Below are 23469 nucleotides of genomic sequence, written 5' to 3'. Positions count from 1 at the left end.
CTATTTGTTTTTTACTTAATGCTATTTTAACAAATAATTTAATCATATTAGTGTTTTTTCAAAAATATTCATATATTATCATTACCATATTTATTCAACAAATGTTTGTAAAATCCTCACTAATAAAATTAATCGATATGACCATAATTTATTATCCAATAAATGACTATAAAAATTTCTTCTATGCCTTCATTTGCAACTAAATTTGGACATCAAAAAAGAGCACTCCTGAATGAGCACTCCCTTAATTATCTTTCCGTTATATTTGTATTGTCGACGGTTTCGATTTCTTTATTTTTATTTGTAGCTTTTTTCGCAACAATTAACAACGTTGAAAGTACCGCTAAAGCTAAATAAGCATAACCGCCCGCTTGTTTCATTACAAAACTACCGTAATAGTATCTTACGCCACCTTCGTCCATATAAATTTTCGTAGTGTGAACCAAAACTAGAGATAAGCCTAGACAAATTGACAAACCAATCGTAGTGTAAACCATGTATTTTTTAAATGTCTGTTTTTTCTTTTTTTGCTTATAAAGTGGTAGGAAACATAATCCATATGGCATTAAAAAAATGATACCTGCAATACCAAAGGTAAGTATGACAAGCCAAAAAAGAAACGCTGATACTATATAATATAGATAAAATTGAGAAATACCAGCCGTAGCCAAGATTAGAAATAAAAAAGCAGTAGCGAATTTATATGTCTCACTTACTTTATTAACTTGGTTTAAAAAGTTATCGATTGCTTTATTCTTTTTTGAAATATGTACTATACCTTCTATAATCACCCAAATAATACCACCAATAACTAACAAAGCAAAAACTGGGATTACGAGACTAATTAACATATCGTTCACCTGCTCACCTCTATTTTCAAATAATTGTGATTGAATTGAATCATTCTAGTTTTGTAAAGTTACTTATTCAATTTATTATATTTATTAACTCTATCATAGCAAAAATACTGTTTGTGTATAACAATAAATCGAGATACTCAATAATTTGATAATATGAAATTGATACTTTTCAAAATAGTTGAGTATGGCAATTTATGATTAGTTTTTCAAATCATTTTTTATGAGCTCAAATAAATTAGTGAGATTTATTGCTTCGGTAATGTCTGGAATTAATATCATTTCTTTGGCACCTGGATATGGCGAAACTAATGTATTATCTTGCAATTGATGACGTACACTTTTAGTCGCCTTAACCAATAATCTATTATCATACAAACCACCTATAACCACACTATCATAATAAATAATATATTCTCCCATCATCTTTCTTGTCTTAACCGCGTTTGAATTCACATGATTTAAAAATAAATCATGTACATCTTTCTTAGTCGCCATTGTAATCGCTCCTTCAGTTTTATGTTTAATCACATTCGTATTAATGATTCATTTCGTGTTGCTCTTAATTTTATCTATAATTATATGCGTAGTTAAAATCAAACCTATGGAAAAGAAAATAATGATAACAATGTTAAGAAATATCGTTATAAAATTATAGTTTGGAAGGTATGCGAATAGCAGAAACATAGGTATCGCAAAAAATAAATCCCACCAACCTAAACTTTTTAAAGATTCCTTTAAATCTTCCATAATATCACCTTTATAAATTTGTCTTTGTTATAAGATAACTAAAAAATCGCTTTACTGTAAAAGTAGCCAAAGAAAATTCTGAATCATATTCATAAGTAGTGTATCATTAATAATGAACAATTTAATACTATAATCCTTGATCTTTGTATTGATCAACTTACCACAACATTTATTTTAGACTACTCTTAGACTTCCCTTTCAAATGGTTGCAACTATTGAAATTCCTTTTGTATAAGTTAGGCTTTTGTGGTAATATCATCATGCATAAAAAATCGAGATACTAATTATAAAGAGGGTATAAATATATTATGAAAGAAAATTTTTGGAGTGAATTACCACGTCCATTTTTTATTTTGGCGCCAATGGAAGACGTTACAGATATCGTCTTTCGACACGTTGTAAGTGAAGCAGCTAGACCGGATGTGTTTTTCACTGAATTTACAAATACTGAAAGCTTTTGCCACCCTGAAGGCATACATAGTGTGCGCGGACGCTTAACTTTTAGCGAAGATGAACACCCGATGGTCGCTCATATATGGGGAGATAAGCCAGAACAGTTCCGTGAAACGAGTATTCAACTAGCTAAAATGGGCTTTAAAGGCATTGACTTAAATATGGGATGTCCTGTAGCAAATGTTGCTAAAAAGGGTAAGGGTTCCGGCTTAATCTTAAGACCGGATGTCGCTGCCGAAATTATTCAAGCAACTAAAGCAGGTGGGCTTCCGGTAAGTGTTAAAACACGCCTTGGCTACTATGAAATCGATGAATGGAAAGATTGGTTGAAGCACGTCTTCGAACAAGATATTGCCAATTTATCTATTCATCTTCGTACACGTAAAGAAATGAGTAAAGTAGATGCACATTGGGAATTAATCGAAGCTATTAAAAATTTACGTGACGAAATTGCACCAAATACATTGTTAACAATTAACGGTGATATTCCCGATAGAAAAACAGGACTTGAACTGGCAGAAAAATATGGCATCGATGGTGTCATGATTGGTAGAGGCATTTTCCATAATCCATTCGCTTTTGAAAAAGAACCACGCGAACACACAAGCAAGGAACTATTAGATCTATTGAGATTGCATTTATCATTGTTTAACAAATATGAAAAAGATGAAATACGACAATTCAAGAGCTTGCGTAGATTCTTTAAAATCTATGTGCGTGGCATAAGAGGCGCTAGCGAACTTCGCCATCAATTGATGAACACACAATCAATTGCAGAAGCACGAGCACTTCTAGATGAATTTGAAGCCCAAATGGACGAAGACGTTAAAATAGAATTATAGTATGAGTAATAAAGTTTATGGATGATATTTCCCAATTTAACACGGATTGAACACTTTCTACTTAGGTATTATCTTGGTTTTCCTGATAGGATAACTCCCGATGATGCCTTTTTACTTATGTCACTTATCCTTTTGGAAATGGTGCAAAATTAAAAATACATCAGGATATCGTTTAACTCAGAAAAAAACTCCAATCAAAAAAAATGTTTACAACACATTATGAAATTAAAATTGCTCTTAGTGTTCAACAGACAAAGTTATTGAAATTACTATTGGAGGTACATACCAAGCTATCATTTTGAGTACACGTGGTTTGAATATCTGGCAAGAAATGGAAATTGGTAATGTCAGTCATAAAGTCGCTAAACGTGCTCAAATACCATTAATTATTTTTAAATAATTTAGAGGATGAGGTATAAACCTTTAAAAAACAGCAGTGAGATGATTTTCAATTAGAAAATATCTTACTGCTGTTTCTATTTTCATAATCATTCTTATTGAATGACTTCATCGTGATCATTTAAAACAGTAACAACTTTTTCAATCTTATACTATTTAGAGCTAAAAATTCACGACATATAAACACAACACTGACACGTCATTTAAATACTTAATCTTTTATAGTAAAAGATTTTTCATTAAAAATTTATTGTTTTCTGTACTTTATTATATTAATCCTTTTAGCATGCCGTACCAATACATTTTAGGTAATAAATCTTTCTTAAATATATACATACTTCTACGTTCTTTGGCCTGATTAAACGGCATTGTTTCTTTAGTATTTTTATTATAATCAAACTCTGCAAGTATTAACCTATTATATCCAGTAACAATAGGGCATGAAGTATAACCATCATAATGATGCGTTAACATTTGATTATTCATCACTTGCAATAAATTATTAGCGACGATAGGTGCTTGCTTACGAATAGCTGCGCCTGTTTTTGAAGTAGGTACATTTGAAGCATCACCAAGTGCAAATACATTAGAGTAGCTTTTATGCTGTAATGTGGTTGGGTTAACATCTACCCAACCCTCACTATCTGAAAGTGTACTTTCTTTTACTACATCTAAGGGACCCATAGGTGGTGTTACATGTAACATATCATAACTTATTGTTTTTCTATCGTATGCTTTGATATGTTCGAATGTAGCCACTTTTTTGTCACCGTCGATTTCAACAAGGTTATAATTATAATTGACTGTTATATTTCTTTCTTCAACAATCCTTTCTAATTCTTTATTATATTTTCCTACGTCAAATAAAGCATCTTTTGGCGTTGCATATATCACATTAGCGTTAGAACGGATTTTATGTTTCCTAAAATAATCTTCAGCTAAATACATAATTTTCATAGGCGCACCTCCACACTTTATAGGAGTGTTTGGATGCGTAAAAATGGCATTTCCTTGTTTAAAATTAGAAATTTGGTTCCAAGTTTCGTTAACATAGTCAGGTGAATAGTTAGAGCAAACACCATTTTTACCTATATTTTCTTTTAGTCCTTTAATTGAAGACCAATTAATCTGTAATCCTGGAGCTACTACTAAAAAATCATAATAAACGACTGTATTATCTCCTAAAATAACGCTATTATTTTCAGGTTGAAAACTTGAAACAGCCTGTTTTATCCAGTTAGCACCTTCAGGTATAACACTTTCCATATCTTTACGAGAACTTTTCAAACTAGATACCCCTGCACCAACCAACGTCCATAATGGTTGATAGTAATGATGGTCTGCTGGGTCTATAATTGCTATTTTCTCTTTTAAGTTTTGATTTTTTCTTAATAGTCTTGATGCTACGGTAACACCTGCTGTACCGCCACCAATAATAACAATTTGATAATGCTTATTCATTTTTTCCACATCCTTAAATTATTTTAATGATTCTGGAAAATCTTGATAGCCTTCTCTAATATTCACCACATTTTCAAAACCTTTGCTTTCCAATATACCCACTGCAATTGAACTTCTAACACCTGACTGACAATGTACATATATTTTATCCTCTTTATTAAAAGGAATATTTTCATTTAATAATTTACCATGTGGAATATTAACTGCTTGATCTAAGTGTCCATTATTCCACTCTTCATCATTACGTACGTCTAATACATGTTCTTCTTTACCTGTCATATCAGCGCTATGAACGGACTGGGTTGAAATGCCTGATTTTGGCAAACGATAGCCTGCTACCTTATCAAACCCAATTAATTGTAAAGTGTGTTTCGCTTTCTCAACAGTAGATTTATCTCCAATTAAATCTATATCTTTTTCAAAATCTAAGTACCAACCAATTTGATTAATAAAGTTTTTGTTGTATGGTATATTGATTGTTCCTTTTGTGTGGCCACCGTGAAAGGCCTCTTTGCTACGAAGATCAAATGCTACTCTCTTATTATCTAAACTAGGATAAACATCATATGATTGATATAAATTCATACCAAACTGATTAACTTGTTTCATTTGTGCAAAATGATGCGGTGGTGCTGGTTGATTTGATGTTAATGATTCAATAAATTTAGTCTCATCAATTTCATTAAATGCCCAGTTATTAATTTTCTCATAACCTATTGTAGATATAGGTATGGCACCTAATGCTTTACCACAAGGGCTTCCAGCACCATGACCCGGCCAGATTTGAACATAGTCTGGTAAATTTTTAATATTTTGAACGGACTCATACATTTGTTTCGCGCTAATTTCTGTAGAACCCTTTATTTGAACAGATTTTTCTAATAAATCAGGTCTACCTATATCACCAACAAAAATAAAGTCACCACTAAATAATCCCATCGGAACACTTGAACCACCACCTAAATCAGTGAGTAAAAAGCTAATACTTTCAGGCGTGTGTCCTGGAGTATGCAGAACTTCTAATTTAACATTGCCTACTTGAATGATATCTCCATGTTTAACAAATTGTGTTTTTGATGGCATATTTTTATACCCTAATGCATCTTCACCTTCGCCAGACACATATATATTTGCATTTAAGCGTTTAGCCACATCACGAATTCCTGAAGCAAAATCAGCATGAATATGTGTTTCTGTAGCTTGTGTAATTGTTAAACCTTCAGAATCTGCAACTTCTATATATTTCGATAAATCACGAACAGGGTCTATTATTATTGCCTCTCCTGTACGTTGACAACCCACTAAATATGATGCTTGAGATAAATGATTATCGTAAAACTGTTTAAAAAACATGATAACAACTCCTTTTATTAATAGATTTAATTAGATAAATAAATTATGATTCGCATTTTCAGTAGCACCAATATAAGTGCCTACACCACCGTACTCAACTTCATCTCTAAGTTCTTCTTTCTGAATACCCATGACATCCATACTCATCGTACAAGCGATTAATTTGATATTTTGCTCAATAGCTTGATTGATAAGTGTTGGTAATGAATCAACATTTTTCTTTTTCATTACGTAGCGCATCATCATATTTCCTAAACCAAACATATTCATTTTGGAAAGAGGCATTCGTATATTCTTTTGGGGCAACATTAAATCAAACATTTTTGCAATACCTTGCTTTTTAACATTAACTGTTTGCACTTTTTTTAATGCATTAAGCCCCCAAAAAGTAAAGAAGATAGTTACATCTTTTCCAGCAGCTCTAGCGCCATTTGCAATAATCAATGCTGCTACAGCTTTGTCTAATTCTCCACTAAATAATACAATTGTAGTACCTTTAGCAGAATAATTTATATCTAAATCTTTTGCTTTTTCTTTTTGAATAATCGCATTAATTCCATTGTTATTTTCATCAAGCTTAACTAAAGTATGCCTTGTTTGTTTCACCCAACTTTTAATATCACTAGGGAATCCAGGGTCTGTGACTTTGACTTCAATTTGGTCACCTACTTCAATATTCTTCATTTCTTGACTAATTTTTACAATTGGCCCTGGACATTGAAAACCACGATAGTTAAATTGTTTACGATCTGCTTTAATTTCTATACTTTTATATTCTTCTTGTGTATCATAACTATCGTTTTCTTCATAAGCTTTATAACCACCATCAAGATTTATAACGTTATAACCTTGTTTAGCTAAATATTTACTAGCATTAGCACTTCTGTTACCACTTCTACAGATTACATAATAGGTTTTATTTTTTTCTTTATTGAATGACTCAATCTCATCAACAGGATGAAGTATGGAACCATTGATATGTCCTAATGCATACTCCTCTTCTGTTCTAACATCAATTAATTGCCCTTGCTTGGCTAGTTTTTCCAATTCTGCTTTACTAAATTCATCGATAAACTTTTCTCCGTATTGTTTCATAATAACCTCCCTAAAAATACCTGTAGGGGTATTCTAAACGGTTGAATGGAACTTGTCAAATACCTCTAGGGGTATTTGACACATTTGTGTTTATCTATTAATATATTTTTATTCAATTAAAAGTGGAGGTATGACTATGAATTATGATAAAAAAATGATTAATCGTATTAATAGAATACAAGGGCAACTAAATGGAATTATTAAAATGATGGAGGAAGGAAAAGACTGTAAAGATGTCATTACACAAATAAGTGCATCAAAGAGTTCACTCCAACGCTTGATGGGTATCATTATTAGTGAGAATTTAATAGAATGTGTAAAAGTAGCTGCGGATGATGAAGAAAGCTCCCAAGAGTTAATTAATGAAGCTGTAAACTTATTGGTGAAAAGTAAGTAATGGATATTGTTAATATAGTTATCATGTTACTCATTGGGGTATTCGGTGGGTTCATATCTGGTCTAGTAGGCGTAGGTGGTGCTATCATTATTTATCCAGCTATTTTATTATTACCACCATTATTCGGAGCCCCTGCATATAGCGCATATATCGCATCAGGTCTTACTTCTAGCCAAGTCTTTTTCAGTACATTAAGTGGCTCATTAAAAGCTCGAAAAAAAACAGAGTTCTCACCACAATTAGTTCTTTATATGGGTGGCGGCATGATTATAGGGAGTATGTTAGGTGCATTTCTAGCAAATTTATTTGATGCTACATTTGTAAATACGGTATATATCATTATTGCTTTACTTGCATTAACATTAATGTTTATTAAAGTGAAACCTAGTTCCGAAAAGTCTTCATTTAATAAATATTTATTAGTTATCATTGGCCTTTTCATTGGTATTATTTCAGGTATAGTAGGTGCAGGTGGTGCCTTCATTATTATTCCTATATTATTGGTTTTATTCAAATTACCAATGAATACTGTAGTCGCTAATAGTATAGTAATTGCTTTTATATCTTCAATTGGTGCTTTTGTCATCAAACTTATTCAAGGTTATATCCCTTTATATGACGCCTTATTCCTTATAATAGGGAGTATTATATTTGCTCCAATAGGGTTAAAATTAAGTAAAAAAGTCCCTAACATAATACAAAAATGGATTATCAGTATTTTAATCGTTTTTGCTATAGTTCAACTCATTTTATAAAACTAATACTTATAACTCAGACAGCAATTTCCCGAAAAATAATACCTCTTATTTCAACAAATATGTATGCAGTTCGGATTTATATGATTAAAAATTCTTGATGAAATATCCATATATATGCTTATAAATATAAATTTATCAACTATAACTAAAAATGATAGAAGATTTAATGCCACTGATGACTGAATTAAAATTATTTAAGTTTTTATCAAACACATTAGTAAAGTAGATGCACAGTGGGAATTAATCGAAGCTATTAAAAATTTACGTGACGAAATTGCAGGTTGGGACATAAATCAATGTTCTATGCTCTACAAAGTTATATTGGCAGTAGTTGACTGAACGAAAATGCACTTGTAACAAGTTTTTTCAATTCTAGTCAGGGGCCCCAACATAGTAGCTGGCGGAAAGTCAGCTTACAATAATGTGCAAGTTGGAGTGGGACGACGAAATAAATTTTGGGAAAATATCATTTCTGTCCCACTCCCATATTCCCGATAGAAAAACAGGACTTGAACTTGCAGAAAAATATGGCATTGATGGCGTCATGATTGGTAGCGGCATTTTCCATAATCCATTCGCTTTTGAAAAAGAACCACGCGAACACACAAGCAAGGAACTATTAGATCTGTTGAGATTGCATTTATCATTGTTTAACAAATATGAAAAAGATGAAATACGACAATTCAAGAGTTTGCGTAGATTCTTTAAAATCTATGTGCGTGGCATAAGAGCGCTAGCGAACTTCGACATCAATTGATGAACACACAATCAATTGCAGAAGCACGAGCATTACTAGATGAATTTGAAGCCCAAATGGACGAAGACGTTAAAATTGAATTATAGTATGAGTAATAAGGGAAAGGAGGAATTTAAGTTTCCTCCTTTGTTTGTTTGTGTGAAAGTCTTTTAGGTATGAACTAGGGTGATTTAAAATAAAAGTTTAATTTCTATCTTCAGTTGGCGTTTCCATATAAATAATTGGATTAATTCTTTGATCTTTTAAATAGAGAGACCACTCTACTAATTTATTTTTAAGTAATACTGAACCTAAATTAGTTAATTGAAAGTTTTTATTTATTACGTTACTAGTATGAACCATATCTTTTATGGGCATATTATCAATAGATGATATCGGTAAAATCCATACTATACTAAAATTTGTACTCCGTTGTATATCATTAAATATATTTTCCGAGTTATCAGGAATAGCTTCTATTAATTCTTCAAAATTATATGATTCTGGATATTTTAAGGCGTTAATTGCTATTATATTCTGTTCTAGACTATAAAGAGATAAAGATGTATTAATTCCTCTTTTAATCGTGAAAAGCTCTTTGTTTTTAATATTGTATAAGTCTGCCAACTCTATTCCATTTCCTTTTACTATAAAATTCTTATTTATTGGTTTTATGAATTTTTTATGTAACATTAAATATTCTTCTGGCAATCTTCCTACTATTTCTTTTATATATCCTTCTTCTCCTTCTTTAAATACTAAACCTGTGGGAGTTAGTGTGTTATACCTAATTTCTATCTCATTCAAATGATCATTCAAAAGGTCAAAAAATTCTCTATTAAAATAACCCCATTTCCCATTTTGTAATAAATATTTCTTTCCATCTTCCATTTCAACTTCTGCATGTAGTATCGTTTTTAGTAGCATATTATTTGAATGCCCCAAATTATCTATCACTTCAATTCTGACATCATTTATAGAATTAACGTCATATTTTAATAAGTAATCTCCTATTTCAGTGATGTAATCAACTTCAGGATCAGTCGCATCAAATGTCTCTAATGTATTATTTTTAAAAGAATTTATATATATATTGACGTCGAGCATATCATCTAACAAGAGTATCATATTACTTAGTTCTAAAAATCTTGATATATCTATAGATATATTTTCTGTAGTTGAAGAATTCGATAGTTTTTTTAGCAATAAAGTATCTAATACTTCTATTTTATTCAAGTCTTTTAAAGTTACTATTCTAGGAAATTCACTAATTTTTTGAGGAAGATTAATAATAGCGTTTATTTCTTTGATTATCACACTAATTTTATCTATGAATTGCTGCTTTCTATTCGGTACACGCAATGAAATACTTGTACCACAAGTCATCGTTTTTCCAAAAATTTGAGGATTCTGTGGATGTCCTTGGACTGATATATAAGATTCTGAAGGTCTAACGTAATCTACACTATTCCTTCTATAATTAACAATCTCTTTAAGCCTGTTTTGTTGAAAAAAATTAACATTTTTATTAACTATGTCTTCATTTTTGATTGCTCTTTCTGCAAAATCAATTCCGAAGTCATAATCAATCAAATTATTTATATCATGATATGCTTGTCCAAAAGGTATAATATATACATTATTTTGTAATGTAGTATCTTCTTTGAGAAATAATATTGCATCAAAATGATGACCGGATTCTGAAAATAAATTGTCATCTTCTTCAGTATCTAGGTATACATTCTTTATTAATAATTGCCAATCTAATAGTTTTTTGTCTTTTTTACGTATATAAACTTTACTAATTAATTTTAATTCATTTGAATCACTAACAAGTTCTTTATCATTAAGCAGTTCATAATTGTCATCATTTAAAGATTCTAGATTCTCTAAAAAATTTGTATTTGTTTCCTGAAAATTATAAATAGATTTATAAATATTAATCTTCATATTACACCCCTTAATTATATTTTACATCTATTTCCATTATTACATTTTATGAGTCTCGCAAATTGTCAGTTTTTAAATTATGATAATTATTTTCCAAATAGTTTATTAAAAAACTACATCTTTCTTGATTGATACTCTTTCAAATCTTAATAAAATTCTTTGACCTTATTATTTACATTCTCAATTTCTTGGAATTGTTCTTTTGAAACTTCATTGGTATATTTACTATTTTTTGTCAATATCTGTAATTTTATTTATGATTATTTATCATTACTTAGCTACGTCAATGACTGTTGATTATGAAATAACTGTTTCTATTGCAAAGTTACTTTTATAATTTAATAAGGACAAAAAGAAGCATTCTATATTAATCATTTTAGATATAAACCAATTTGATAGGGCCTAATTTCAACTGTTAGCTACTACTTAAGTTATATGCGCAATTATCGTGATATATCTTATATATTGAATGAACGTGGATTTAATGTCCACCATTTAACACCCTCCAAATTATTATCTCCTCATACAGAATTTTTTAGTTTTACTTATGATACGCCTCTCCACGCATAATCTTAAATGCTCTATACACTTGCTCAATTAACACAACCCGCATCATTTGATGTGGGAATGTCATTTTGCTGAATGATAGTGCGTAGTTACTGCGTTGTAAGACGTCCTTGTGCAGGCCGTTTGATCCGCCAATGACGAATACAAAGTCGCTTTGCCCTTGGGTCATGCGTTGGTTCAATTCTTGGGCCAATCCTTCGGAAGATAGCATCTTTCCTTGTATTTCTAATGTAATGACTGTGGATTGTGGTTTAATTTTGGCTAGTATTCGTTGGCCTTCTTTTTCTTTTACTTGCTCAATTTCTTTGTCGCTCATATTTTCTGGTGCTTTTTCGTCTGGAACTTCTATGATGTCTATCTTGGTGTATGGGCCTAAACGTTTTTCATATTCTGCTATGGCTTGCTTCCAATATTTCTCTTTTAGTTTCCCTACAGCTAAAATGGTGATTTTCATGTCGTTTGGTCCTCCAAATTGTTATCAACTTTCCAGTTATCCACAAGTTATTAACTTGTTCACACTGTTCCCTCTTATTATACCAATATTTTTTGCAGTTTTTGATATTTTCCTGACATTTATGCCCAATTTTTAGTGTATAACTTGTGTATTTGTGGATAACTCTGTGGGCATTGTGGGTATTTCTCTTTAAATTGTACACAATTCTGGATAACTATCCCCATTTCTGTGGATAAACACCTTGATGTCTTATTACTTATCCCCGTTTTTATATCCCATGTTTATCAACGTTTATAGCTTTTTTCCATAAAAAAACACTACCGTACCTCTTATTTAAGAAATACAGTAGTATTGTTTTCAATATATTTTAACTAGCTTTTCTACGTCGTACAGTCGCGATTAAACCTATACCTGCTACTAATACAAACATCGCTGCTGGGCTTGAGCTTTGATTAGTTCCAGTTTTTGGTAACTGTTTCTCATGCGCGCTACCTTTAGGCACTGACATTCTAACCAATTGGTTCCCACTCTTGCTTGATACAGTAGCTCCTTCTAATGTGCGACCAGAACCTTCTGTACCGCTACTAACAGTTTCTCTATGCGTTGGTAACAATACAACTTTACCTGTCGCTGGTTGTTTCGCTGGATTCATCGCTTTGTCGTCACCAATTGGTTGTACATCTTTACCAGACTCACTACCTTTGCTACCTTGTTGTCCTTTAGCTGGTTGTTCACTTACTGCTGGTTTACCTAATAACATACGTTGTGGTTCTGTCGTATCATACTTAGCTATGTTAGCTGTTTTTAAATAACTTGCTAGTACTTGATCTAATGAAATACCTTCTTCTCTAGGGCCACCGAACATACTATATCCGTCGCCACCTGATGCTGTGAAGTCATTCATCGTTACATGATATACACGTTTTAAATCAATATTTTCAAACTTACCTGTCTCTTTATTTAAAATTTGAATAGCGTTAATTCGTTTGCCAGACGGTTTATTCATATCATAGTAAACACGAATTGAATCAGAGATATGTAGTAAACCGCCATTCGCTGTTAATACTGTCTTACCGTCTTTTTGTGTTGTTGGTGCACCTAAACTATGTTCGAAAGCTGTCCAGACGTCTGAACCTTTTACATCAATTTGCGCAATCGTATTTCCAAATGGTAATACTGAGATTAAATCATAGCGTGTCACCTTACCTTTTGCGATAGAGGCACGAATACCTCCACCATTTGTCACGGCAAAGTCAGTCTTTTTAGAGAAATTCTTAACGCCATACGCTTCCATAGCATCTGCAATCGCGTTTCCTAAATTTGTTTCACGCGTTCTAACGTCATCTCTTTCTCCTTTGAAATCAATGGTATTATTTGGAATAATAACCTCTGCTGTTTGTGCTCTAAATGTTTGATCAGCTTGATTAATTTGTTCAGCTAATGCTTTGTTCGGTGTTACATTTTCAACGTCTTTAACATTAATCAATGACGGTTTAATATTTGATACCTCTCCATTGCGGTAATTAAATGTAACCTTACCGATATTCGCAAGTGCTGTACCTGTTTGTGCTAATGCATCATTGTTATAAATTTGACCATTTTGAAGTACGGTATGTGAATGACCATCAATGACTGTAATACGTTTCTTCAATTGTGGATTTTGACTTAATTGTTTCACTAAGTAATCACCACGCCATGTTTCTTGTGTTGAAGGATCAATCCCTAAATGTGATATAACAACAAATGTATCTACGTCTTTATAAATACGCATCATTTCTGCTGTCACACTTTGTAATGGATCTCTAAATTCAACACCTTTAATGCCCTCAGGTCTTGTTTTCGTCTTTGTTTCTGGTGTCGTTACGCCAATAATTCCATAACGAATACCATTTTTCGTTACAATTGTTGAAGGCTTAAACGCGCGTTTCCCATCTTTGTAAACGTTAGTACTTAGCATCGGGAAGTCTAACATACCCTCTAACTTTTTCAACTGATCGTATCCAAAGTCAAATTCATGGTTACCCACTGCCATAGCATCATAACCTACTGCATTCATTGCTTTAGCCATTTCTTCACCTTTAGACTGGTTTGAAAGTGGTAAACCTTGGAAGGCGTCTCCTGCGTCTAACATTAAATCAGGCTTTTCTTGTTCTTTTATTGTTTTTAATTTAGCCATACCGATGACACGCCCTTTTTCTTCGGCTAGTCGGCCATGGATATCATTTGTATGTAATATTTTATGTGTTGTTGTTTGTGGTACATTGGCAGCAAACATTCGTGGTGAAAGTGATGCTGTTTTAGCATTTGATAATGTGAATGTTGCTGATTGAGTTGGTTTTTGTGTTGAGGCTTGTTGTGTATCTACATCGTGCGTTTCGTTTACTTTTGTTGAAACTGCTGTAGATGGTTTGTTAGAAAATGCGTTGGATGTTACTTTATTGTTTATTTCATCAGCTGTTCCCTGTGCTGATGCTGATACGTTGGTTGCCGCTTCTTCACCAAATTGATGAGCCGCTTCCTTTGTTGGCGTTACTTGTTGCTTATCTGTTGTTGCTTTGTCTATCGTTGTTACTACATGTGCTTTGATTGGTGTATACTGCTCAGCCGCGTTCGAGACTTGCCATAATCCCATCACACTAAAAAGCAAAACGAGCCATACACTTGTTTTAAGTAATAAAGCTTTCATTTCGTTCCCTCCATTAACTGTCATACACCAATATATTATCATAATCCTTATATTAAAATGATTGATTTTATGTAAATTATTTATAAATTACATTTAATATCGAATTATTTTTTACATTTCAAATAGAACCTTAATTCCAACAACAGCCATTTCCCACCAATAACATAAAAAAGCACCCGATAAAGTCGTCTCACAGCAGTGCCGAACTTTATAGGGTGACTCTCATTTATATTGTATATATTGGCGTTGGAATAGCTTTATCCGTATCACATAGCAATACTTCTTTTTCCGTATCAATATCGTGTTCGTTCAATACTTGGCCAACACTCATACGCGCCAAATCTTTCATGTTATTGTCTTGTGATAAATGCGATAGGTAAATACGTTTCGTGTTACCTGTAATCACATCTGTCATCGCATGACCCGCATCCTCATTAGATACATGACCCATATCGCCTAAAATACGTTGTTTCGTCTTCCATGGATAACGACACATTCTCAACATATCGACGTCATGATTACTCTCAAAAATAAACGCATCGCTGCCACGTATCATACCTTTCATACGATCAGACACGTAACCCGTATCCGTTAAAATCGTAAACTTCTTATAGTTATTATGGAAAATATAAAATTGCGGATCTATTGCATCATGTGACACGTTAAACGATTCAACATCGAAACCTGCAATAGATTTTGTTTCATAAGGATTAAAAATGAATTTCTGATCCATAGGGATGCGACTATCTTTCTTTTCAATTGCCTGCCAAGTCTTTTCATTCGCATAAATTGGCAATTGATATTTACGCGCCAAAACACCTAATCCTTTAATATGATCAATATGTTCATGGGTTACTAAAATACCATTTAAATCTTGAATATTACGGTCAATTTGACTAAACAATTCTTCCATTTTCTTGCCAGTCAAACCAACATCAACTAATAGACTACCTTTTTCATTTTCTACAAAAGTGGCGTTACCTGTACTACCACTTGCTAATACACTCATGCGTATCAAGCGGCTCATCCTTTCTCTTTAAACAGTCAATCTCTCTATATGACTGCAATATACATCAGTGCAAATATACGATTTTCCCTACAGAAACTATCAGTATATTAGCTGTTTTGTATACCTTTCCTATTATGTAACTTTAGTTCATCGACCGGTTTCTTATATTTAAATTTTGATAATCACGTGCAATGAATTTCTTAATTATTATAACAATGATTAGACAAATACTAAAGTTTTTAAAATAGCAGTTACGTTAATTTTAAAATGCGGTTCTACTTAAAATATGAATAAATGCGCACATTAGAGACGCAGAAATGTCATCCATGAAAACCCATACCAGCAAAAAGCTAGCACCGCTTCTCACATATGATGAGCTTGCAATACTAGCTTATTACGATTCATATTAATGATTAATAATTTTAGGGTTATTATTTGTCGCTTCGACATAGTAAGTATTCGTTTTGTCCTTACCGTCATGCTTCACTTTAATTTCCCAGTTTGGTTGTAACAATTGAACATTCGTTTCGTTCACGACTGAGTAGTAACCGAGTCTAGCATTAATGACTTCATCACCTTTTTTCAAGTAACGATTATAATATAATGCCTCGATTGCTTTTCTCACTCCAATAACTTGATGCTTCTTATCTGCACCATCTGTGGGCTTAATGTCATCCATCATTGATTGTTTATAACTAGCCGCTTTGTTATCTTCTATATTAAAGTTCAACATCGCTTTACTATTGTTCAAAATCGGGAAATTATCATACGTTTGTTCGTATTTTACAGAACCAGAATTAATTTCACTTAATTGATATTCTGAACCTTTGAACACACGTTTGTTAACATAATCTTTCAAATCTTTTAAGTTATTGTCACTGACCTTTACCGATTGACTAATGTTCGCATTCAATAATTTTCCACCATCTGATGTGGTCAAATCCGAATCGCCCTTAGCTTTAGAACTAAAGTCTTTTGATCGCCCTGTAATTTGCTCTAATTTTATACCTTTAACTGATTTATTCAATATACTAGCCGGTACTTTAATTTCTTCTTGCTGAAAATTAACTTCATTGTTACTCTCAACTTCATTAATGTGTGAGCGATTGACTTTATTAACATAAATCGATACTAACACGATGTTGACAAGAATAAACACGAAAATGAAAAGTGTCTTTGTCAGTTTCCAGTTCATTTATTCAAGCCTCCCATCGTTATAAACATACCATTCACCATCATATTCTACATACCAACGCGGTACGAGTTCACTGTTAATCTGCACTTCAATGTGATTATGATCTGAGTTATCCTGCATTTCGTAACCGATAGCGATGTTTGTTACTTTTTCAAAATTAATATCACTATTGTTCGCTAAGCTTGAACGTACAGACTCTAATTTCGGCAACGTTTTATTATCCTCACTATTTAACACAACGTCGGTGCGCAATAACGAACGACGATAATCAAAGACGCCTTTTTCACCCCAAGTGACTTGAATTTGATTAGAGCCTTCTTTATTAAACGTTGGATAACCGTTAAGGAAACGTTGATATGTTAACTCGCCTGACTGATTATTCGTACTAAACAATCTGAAGTCTTCGTTTAAGAAACCACCATGACCATTAATAAAATCAAAGGTTCCTGGAATCGTTTCTTCCATTTTGCTGGAACTTGCTTCATCTTCGGACAGGTTTTTATAATGATATTTTTCATTTTTATCGTTATAGTTTGCGACACCTGTATTATTGTTGTAGGTTGTAACACCACTCTTTGAACTACGAACGATGGTTGAATCGTCAAATAGTATAGCATTCATTTTCTCAACACTAATCGTGTTAAATACCATGCGATATGTTTTTAACTTTTCAGGTTTACTTGGTGCAAAAACATGCGTCGTACGATCAATTGTATCTTTGTTTGTGATGATATCTGTGTATGGTTGCATATCTTTTTTCACTGCTGCTAATGCATCTAAAAAATGATCATTTTTCGTTGTAGTTGTTAATTTTACGTAATCGTGGCGGTCTTTACTTATAGCATAAAGCACGATATTATCATCAGCATCATGATCTATGACTAAACGATTGAAATTGAAATGATTTGGTACTTTCGCATTCATGTTCAGTACTTGGCCAAGATATGTTGATAACGGTAAATCATACGTAAAATCGAATAATGTAAAATCACTGCTTAAATCCGGAATCATCAAGTTATGATCACGACGAACATGTTCCACGGACTTCACTTCTTTATTTTTCAAAGGTTTCGTCAGTTTATTCACATTAGATACCGTCGCAATCGTACCTTCTGGATGATCATTTTTCGAATGAATAATCTGAAATGGCGTAATAGTTGTATCCATTTTGGCTGTCATAGGTGTCGTTAAAGGTTTCGTTTCACTCTTCTTACTATCTGTATTGTCGACATTTGCAATATCAGGAGAAAAGTTCCATACCATATATGTCAATACGACACTCATCAAGACGAGTAGCGCTAAAATGACAGATTTAATATGTTCCTTATTATTCATCCCAATCACCGTCTTCAATGACTTCACATGGAAGTGTGATAAAGATAGATGTACCTTGACCTTCTACACTGTTTGCCCAAATACGACCATTGTGCGCTTCCACAATCTCTTTCGAAATGGCTAGTCCTAATCCAGTACCACCCATTTTACGCGTACGTGCCTTATCTACACGATAGAATCGGTCGAATATCTTATCGACTTTATTGATAGGAATACCGATGCCATTATCTTTAATACGAATCGTCATTCGATTATAAAGTGGATTTTGTTTCACGTGGAACTCGACACGTTTATCGCCTCTAGAATATTTCATCGCATTTGTAATGACATTATCGAATACTTGCGTCATTTTATCAGGATCAAATTCTGTGAAAATCGTCTTTTTCGGAATATCTCGAATAAATGTTGTGTCTTTCGCAGACATTTCATGTCGATTAATAATTTTATTAATGAACATGTTAAAGTCGATAATTTCTTTGTTGATTTGATCAGACTCATTATCCATTTTAGATAACTGTAGCAAGTCATTGACCAGTCGAATCATTCGTTCTGTTTCTTCACGGGTAACAGATAAAAATTGTGGCGCAAGTTCCTCATCTTTCCATGCACCTTCTTCAAGTGCTTCAATGTAACTATTCATAGAAGTTAAAGGTGTACGTAACTCATGTGATACATTGGCAACAAATTCACGACGCTCACATTCAACTTGTTGTTGTTCAGTAACGTCATGTAACACAGCGATATAACCAGTTACAAATCCTGTTTCCTGCACAATCGTACTAAAGTTAACACGTGCGATTAGACCTTCTTCTTCATTTAAATCTAATAAAAAACTATCATTATTCTCTTGAATTTCTTCAAGTTTAAATTCATCTTCAAGACTTAATACACTTAACATGTAATATCCGATGATGTCTTCTTTCGCCATACCAAGCATCTTGAGTGCCATATCATTGACGATACGAATACGTCCACGGCGGTCTGTTGCAATAATACCATCACTCATATGGGTGATAACTGAGTCCAGTCTACGTTTCTCACTTTCAGTATTAGCCTGCGCTTCTTGTACACGTTTAGACAAGTTATTAAATGCTAAAGCTAATTCGCCAATTTCATCATTACCATAAATCTTCACACGTTGCGTATAGTTACCTCTGGACATTTCGACCGTCTGGTTACGCATATCGGTGATTGGTTTGGTAATCGTTCGCGCTATAAAGAATCCTAGGATGACTGTGATTAATAATGAAATAGCTGTACCAACAATGAATATTTGATTTATATTATTTAATTGGTTATAAACGTCATTAATTTTTGATTCGATATAAATATTACCAATTACCTTTTTATCGACTTTAACTGGGATATTATATACCCAGACACGGTCCTTACCACCGCCATAATCTTTTAAAATTAAATGATCGTTTGATTGTCCTAGTGATAGTGCTTTTTGGACAGAACTATCATTCGCTTTTTGATTGATTAGACTACGGTTAGACTGCTTCGTCGTCGCAATAATAATTTGGTCTTTATCTATAAAACGAATTTCTCCAATTTCTTGACGGTTGGCATACTCACTTAATAAATTTTGAATATCTTTTTGTGCATTTACGGAGCCCTTTTCGTCATATACTTTTTCAATACTAATTTCTAATTGTTTAGCGTACTGCGTAATATTCTTCTTAAAATTATCAAGCAGCTCTTTTTCAAGATTATTTGTAAAATACAGCCCGATAATTTGCATACCAATGATAATCAGTAATACATAAACAATTACAAGTTTAGTATGAAGGGATTGTAGTTGTTTTAGCCACTTCATTCGTTTCGACCTCTACTCATGTTGTTGGAGGAAATATCCAACGCCTCTACGCGTCACAATATATTCAGGATGTGACGGATCATCTTCAATCTTTTCACGTAAACGACGAATCGTTACATCGACCGTACGTACATCGCCAAAGTAATCATAGCCCCATACTGTTTGTAATAAATGTTCACGTGTCATTACTTGTCCCATATGTTTTGATAAATAATGGAACAATTCAAATTCACGATGTGTTAATTCAATATCTTCGCCACGTTTTTTAATAGAATATGCGTCTGGATAAATCACAATATCTTTAATTGTGATTTCATTCGTTACATTTCCAGTGTCTTGTGCTGGTTGTGAGTAATGACGACGTAAGTTCGCTTTCACACGTGCGATTAATTCACGCGTACTAAACGGTTTCGTTACATAGTCATCTGCACCTAGTTCTAAACCAAGCACTTTATCAATTTCTGAATCTTTAGCAGTAAGCATTATTATTGGCATTTCGTATTTTTTGCGCACTTCACGACATACTTCCATACCATCACGACCAGGTAACATGATATCTAGTAATACGATGTCTGGTTCTTCTTCATAAATTAAGTCGACTGCATCATTACCATCGTATGCACAGTACACATCGTATCCTTCTTTTTTTAAGTTAAATTCTAAAATATCAGCAATCGGTTTTTCATCATCAACTACAACAACTTTTCTAGCCATTTGCATAAACCTCTTTTCTTAAATCATTAATATTATTTTATCATTTTTTGTTCTTTATCGTTTATGTTTGTGTAAAAAATCACAGGATGTCGCTTACTATTTTTGTTATTGTGCGCATTTTCCGTCTTATAACGTATAGTAACCTATTATATAATTTACCATTTATAAGCTATTAATTCTATTTTCCAATATAAACTTATATATTAATATTTTTTATTAGTTTCTCACGGCGGATTATGATAATGATATTTAACACAATGATGAGGTCTCTATTCCAATAATAAAATTAGGGTAATGGCAACTTCTAGTTGCACGTCATTGCTCAGAAAATAAATATCATTATTCGTTATTCGTTACTTTAACAATTGATGTTATGGAGGATTGGTGGCATATCACAACGAAGAAATATGTTGACAGTAGCATATGTTTGTACGTCTAATAAAGATTTTATTGTCTACGTTTATCTTTCATATCCAACCACTAAGTTACTTGAGGTTCATACATTATAAAGAAAATGGACGAACAGATAAATCAATATGATTATCATTCGTCCATATATCTTTTATTAATATAATATTAAACGCAAAAAAATGCCTATCCTCTTGGATAGGCATTTGTACGGTCTCGACGGGAATCGAACCCGCGATCTCCTGCGTGACAGGCAGGCGTGTTAACCGCTACACTACGAGACCTAAAAAATGGTGACTCCTACGGGACTCGAACCCGTGTTACCGCCGTGAAAGGGCGGTGTCTTAACCGCTTGACCAAGGAGCCGTTCTTAAGCACAAGATAGATTATAGCACAGCCAATCTTGCCATGACAAGATATTTTTTACATAATTTTGCTATTATTTTTTGAAGAATGTTATAAGTGAAAAATTGCATTTTATTGGCAGTCTATTTATTATAATAATTACGCTATTTTTGAAATTTTTCTATTTTAGGTACTTTCATTTACACTTACGTCTACTCTATTTTAATAGCTATTTTCGACATCAGACTTATTAAATTCAAGTATTTCTTCTTAATTTTGTTAAATATCATCTAATCTTTTAAATTATGACTAGCAAATATCACCTTTACGTTAGTAATTTTTATCTAAATAATCGAATCGATACAGAAGCAAACAAAGCAAAAGCCTCCTACCAATAAAGATAGAAGGCTCATGTATTTATAATCATTGCGTATGACTTATATAAAGTTCTACCACAATTCTTTTAATAGGTTTGTTTGTTCTCTATCTGGACCAACTGAGAAGATAGAAATTTGTACATTACATAATTCTGAAATACGCTCTAAATATTTACGTGCATTTTCAGGTAATTCTTCTAAAGTACGCACACTTGTTACGTCTTCTGTCCAACCTGGTAACTCTTCAAAGATTGGTTTACAACGTTTTAATTGATCTAAGTTTGCTGGGTACTCAGTAATTTCTTTACCGTCTAATTCATAAGCTGTACAGATTTTCACTGTGTCTAGGCCTGTTAAAACATCGATTGAGTTAATAGATAAATCTGTAATACCACTTACACGACGAGAGTGACGTAATACAACTGAGTCAAACCAACCTACACGACGTGGACGTCCTGTTGTTGTACCGTATTCACGACCAACTTCTCTAATATGATGTCCATCTTCATCGAATAATTCAGTAGGGAATGGACCATCACCAACACGTGATGTATAAGCTTTACATACACCAATTACCTTCGAAACGAATGTAGGACCTACACCTGTACCAACAGTAACGTTACCTGCAATTGGATTACTTGATGTAACGAATGGATATGTACCATGGTCGATATCTAACATTACACCTTGCGCACCTTCGAAAAGTACCTTTTCATCTGCTACAAATGCATCGTCTAAGATTTTTGATGTGTCTGTTACAAATTCTTTTAAACGTTGACCTGCAGCATAGTATTCTTCAAAGATATCATCAAATGATGGACATGTTTCGTTAAACATACCTTTGAAATATGCTTGTTTATATTCAATGTTTGATTTTAATAATCTTTCGAATGTTTCTTTTTCAAGTAAATCTGCCATACGAATACCGATACGTTGAACTTTGTCTACATATGCTGGACCGATACCTTTTTTAGTTGTACCAATCTTATTGTCACCGCGTAAACGTTCTTCATATTCATCTTGTGCTAAGTGATATGGTAAAATCACTTGCGCACGATTAGATATACGTAAATTACTTGTAGGAATGCCACGTTCATTTAATCCGTCTAATTCTTTCAATAGTGCAACTGGATCAACAACGACACCGTTACCGATTACCGCTAATTTGTCTTTGTAAAAGATACCAGATGGTACTAAATGTAATTTATATGTTTCTCCGCCAAATTGAATGGTATGGCCTGCATTATTACCACCTGAAAAACGCGCGATAACATCTGACTGTTCTGCCAAGAAATCCGTTATTTTTCCTTTTCCTTCGTCTCCCCATTGTGTCCCAACTACTACGATTGATGACATGTGAGCACCTCCAAGTTTTTCTCATTTAACCATTTGATATTCTACCAATATCGAGACCATAATGCAAATAAAAATCGAACATTGATTTTCGGCCTTTTTAAAAGAAAAATCATTTTAACAAATCGTCTTCAACGTCCTAAAAACCCTTTAACA

General features: G+C 32.9%; 20 protein-coding genes, 2 tRNA genes and 3 pseudogenes. 7 read left to right on the top strand and 18 right to left on the bottom strand.

The annotated features are described in order from the left end of the window. Window positions 1-248: 248 nt before the first annotated feature. The 3 genes from NSS86_RS12785 to NSS86_RS12775 form a co-directional block, all read right to left on the bottom strand. Complete coding sequence (locus NSS86_RS12785) at window positions 249-851, bottom strand: hypothetical protein (RefSeq protein ID WP_000908956.1); 603 nt, start codon at window positions 849-851, stop codon at window positions 249-251. Window positions 852-1058: 207 nt separating this feature from the next. Further along, window positions 1059-1355 (bottom strand): TfoX/Sxy family protein, encoded by a 297-nt coding sequence (locus tag NSS86_RS12780; RefSeq protein ID WP_000201644.1) that lies wholly within the window; start codon window positions 1353-1355, stop codon window positions 1059-1061. Window positions 1356-1403: 48 nt separating this feature from the next. Next, window positions 1404-1607, bottom strand: a complete 204-nt coding sequence (locus NSS86_RS12775) for a DUF6007 family protein (RefSeq protein WP_000389759.1) — start codon at window positions 1605-1607, stop codon at window positions 1404-1406. 308 nt (window positions 1608-1915) lie between these two features. Between NSS86_RS12775 and NSS86_RS12770 the strand changes: the two genes are divergently transcribed. Both NSS86_RS12770 and NSS86_RS12765 read left to right on the top strand, forming a co-directional pair. Next, entirely contained in the window at window positions 1916-2902 is a 987-nt protein-coding gene (locus NSS86_RS12770) for a tRNA-dihydrouridine synthase (RefSeq protein WP_000662022.1), read from the top strand. A 185-nt stretch (window positions 2903-3087) separates the two neighbouring features. Beyond that, a pseudogene (locus NSS86_RS12765) lies at window positions 3088-3302 on the top strand (universal stress protein); the annotation flags it as partial. A 266-nt stretch (window positions 3303-3568) separates the two neighbouring features. On the opposite strand, the gene sqr reads toward NSS86_RS12765, so the two are convergent. Genes sqr through cstA form a run of 3 tightly spaced genes read right to left on the bottom strand, consistent with a single transcriptional unit; the run spans window position 3569 to window position 7210 of the window. Continuing rightward, window positions 3569-4762 carry a type II sulfide:quinone oxidoreductase Sqr gene (gene sqr, locus NSS86_RS12760; protein ID WP_001033018.1) on the bottom strand — a complete coding sequence of 398 codons (1194 nt, stop codon included), beginning with the start codon at window positions 4760-4762 and terminating at the stop codon, window positions 3569-3571. Window positions 4763-4780: 18 nt separating this feature from the next. Further along, window positions 4781-6115, bottom strand: coding sequence for a persulfide dioxygenase-sulfurtransferase CstB (gene cstB, locus NSS86_RS12755; protein ID WP_000465472.1), 1335 nt, complete (start codon window positions 6113-6115; stop codon window positions 4781-4783). Between the two features lie 30 nt (window positions 6116-6145). Further along, on the bottom strand, window positions 6146-7210 hold the full coding sequence (gene cstA, locus NSS86_RS12750; RefSeq protein WP_000816133.1) for a persulfide response sulfurtransferase CstA: 1065 nt from the start codon (window positions 7208-7210) through the stop codon (window positions 6146-6148). Window positions 7211-7346: 136 nt separating this feature from the next. On the opposite strand from cstA, the gene cstR reads away from it, so the two are divergent. From cstR to NSS86_RS12730, 4 genes and pseudogenes are all read left to right on the top strand, one after another. Then, on the top strand, window positions 7347-7607 hold the full coding sequence (gene cstR, locus NSS86_RS12745; protein ID WP_001105088.1) for a persulfide-sensing transcriptional repressor CstR: 261 nt from the start codon (window positions 7347-7349) through the stop codon (window positions 7605-7607). Next, window positions 7607-8362 (top strand): sulfite exporter TauE/SafE family protein, encoded by a 756-nt coding sequence (locus NSS86_RS12740; protein ID WP_000355845.1) that lies wholly within the window; start codon window positions 7607-7609, stop codon window positions 8360-8362. Before cstR ends, NSS86_RS12740 begins: the two co-directional genes overlap by 1 nt. A gap of 97 nt (window positions 8363-8459) precedes the next feature. After that, window positions 8460-8548 (top strand): annotated as a pseudogene (locus NSS86_RS12735) (hypothetical protein). A gap of 304 nt (window positions 8549-8852) precedes the next feature. Continuing rightward, window positions 8853-9208, top strand: a pseudogene (locus NSS86_RS12730) (tRNA-dihydrouridine synthase); the annotation flags it as partial. Window positions 9209-9305: 97 nt separating this feature from the next. On the opposite strand, the gene NSS86_RS12725 reads toward NSS86_RS12730, so the two are convergent. Beyond that, window positions 9306-11051, bottom strand: coding sequence for a DUF6119 family protein (locus NSS86_RS12725; RefSeq protein WP_000700190.1), 1746 nt, complete (start codon window positions 11049-11051; stop codon window positions 9306-9308). A gap of 146 nt (window positions 11052-11197) precedes the next feature. Continuing rightward, a complete protein-coding gene (locus NSS86_RS12720; protein WP_001790000.1) occupies window positions 11198-11290 on the bottom strand; it encodes a hypothetical protein in 93 nt (30 codons plus the stop codon). On the opposite strand from NSS86_RS12720, the gene NSS86_RS12715 reads away from it, so the two are divergent. Next, window positions 11254-11388 (top strand): hypothetical protein, encoded by a 135-nt coding sequence (locus NSS86_RS12715; protein ID WP_001790628.1) that lies wholly within the window; start codon window positions 11254-11256, stop codon window positions 11386-11388. The two genes, NSS86_RS12720 and NSS86_RS12715, sit on opposite strands and share 37 nt — an antisense overlap. A 204-nt stretch (window positions 11389-11592) precedes the next feature. Here NSS86_RS12715 and rlmH read toward each other — a convergent pair whose 3' ends face one another. The 10 genes from rlmH to NSS86_RS12665 form a co-directional block, all read right to left on the bottom strand. Then, the gene (gene rlmH / locus NSS86_RS12710; RefSeq protein WP_000704775.1) at window positions 11593-12072 is read right to left on the bottom strand and encodes a 23S rRNA (pseudouridine(1915)-N(3))-methyltransferase RlmH; all 480 of its coding nucleotides are present in this window, start codon (window positions 12070-12072) and stop codon (window positions 11593-11595) included. 367 nt (window positions 12073-12439) lie between these two features. Further along, a complete protein-coding gene (adsA, locus tag NSS86_RS12705) occupies window positions 12440-14758 on the bottom strand; it encodes an LPXTG-anchored adenosine synthase AdsA (protein ID WP_000645786.1) in 2319 nt (772 codons plus the stop codon). 226 nt (window positions 14759-14984) lie between these two features. Further along, the gene (locus tag NSS86_RS12700; RefSeq protein WP_000088649.1) at window positions 14985-15785 is read right to left on the bottom strand and encodes an MBL fold metallo-hydrolase; all 801 of its coding nucleotides are present in this window, start codon (window positions 15783-15785) and stop codon (window positions 14985-14987) included. Between the two features lie 388 nt (window positions 15786-16173). Continuing rightward, window positions 16174-16962 (bottom strand): two-component system regulatory protein YycI, encoded by a 789-nt coding sequence (yycI, locus tag NSS86_RS12695; RefSeq protein WP_001104165.1) that lies wholly within the window; start codon window positions 16960-16962, stop codon window positions 16174-16176. Further along, window positions 16963-18297, bottom strand: a complete 1335-nt coding sequence (gene yycH / locus NSS86_RS12690; protein WP_001060140.1) for a two-component system activity regulator YycH — start codon at window positions 18295-18297, stop codon at window positions 16963-16965. Continuing rightward, on the bottom strand, window positions 18290-20116 hold the full coding sequence (gene walK, locus NSS86_RS12685) for a cell wall metabolism sensor histidine kinase WalK (RefSeq protein WP_000871603.1): 1827 nt from the start codon (window positions 20114-20116) through the stop codon (window positions 18290-18292). Before walK ends, yycH begins: the two co-directional genes overlap by 8 nt. A 12-nt stretch (window positions 20117-20128) precedes the next feature. Then, window positions 20129-20830: a response regulator YycF gene (gene yycF, locus NSS86_RS12680; RefSeq protein WP_000101976.1), complete on the bottom strand. Its 702-nt coding sequence runs from the start codon at window positions 20828-20830 to the stop codon at window positions 20129-20131. 619 nt (window positions 20831-21449) lie between these two features. After that, window positions 21450-21522 (bottom strand) — tRNA-Asp (locus tag NSS86_RS12675). A 7-nt stretch (window positions 21523-21529) separates the two neighbouring features. Continuing rightward, a tRNA-Glu gene (locus NSS86_RS12670) sits at window positions 21530-21604 on the bottom strand. A gap of 428 nt (window positions 21605-22032) precedes the next feature. After that, window positions 22033-23316: an adenylosuccinate synthase gene (locus NSS86_RS12665; RefSeq protein WP_000095328.1), complete on the bottom strand. Its 1284-nt coding sequence runs from the start codon at window positions 23314-23316 to the stop codon at window positions 22033-22035. Window positions 23317-23469 lie beyond the last annotated feature (153 nt).

The organism is Staphylococcus sp. FSL W8-0056, assembly GCF_037963075.1.
Classification (GTDB): Bacteria; Bacillota; Bacilli; order Staphylococcales; family Staphylococcaceae; genus Staphylococcus; species Staphylococcus aureus.
Note: the sequence above shows the minus strand (reverse complement) of the source record. Positions and strands in the feature narration are given on the sequence as shown.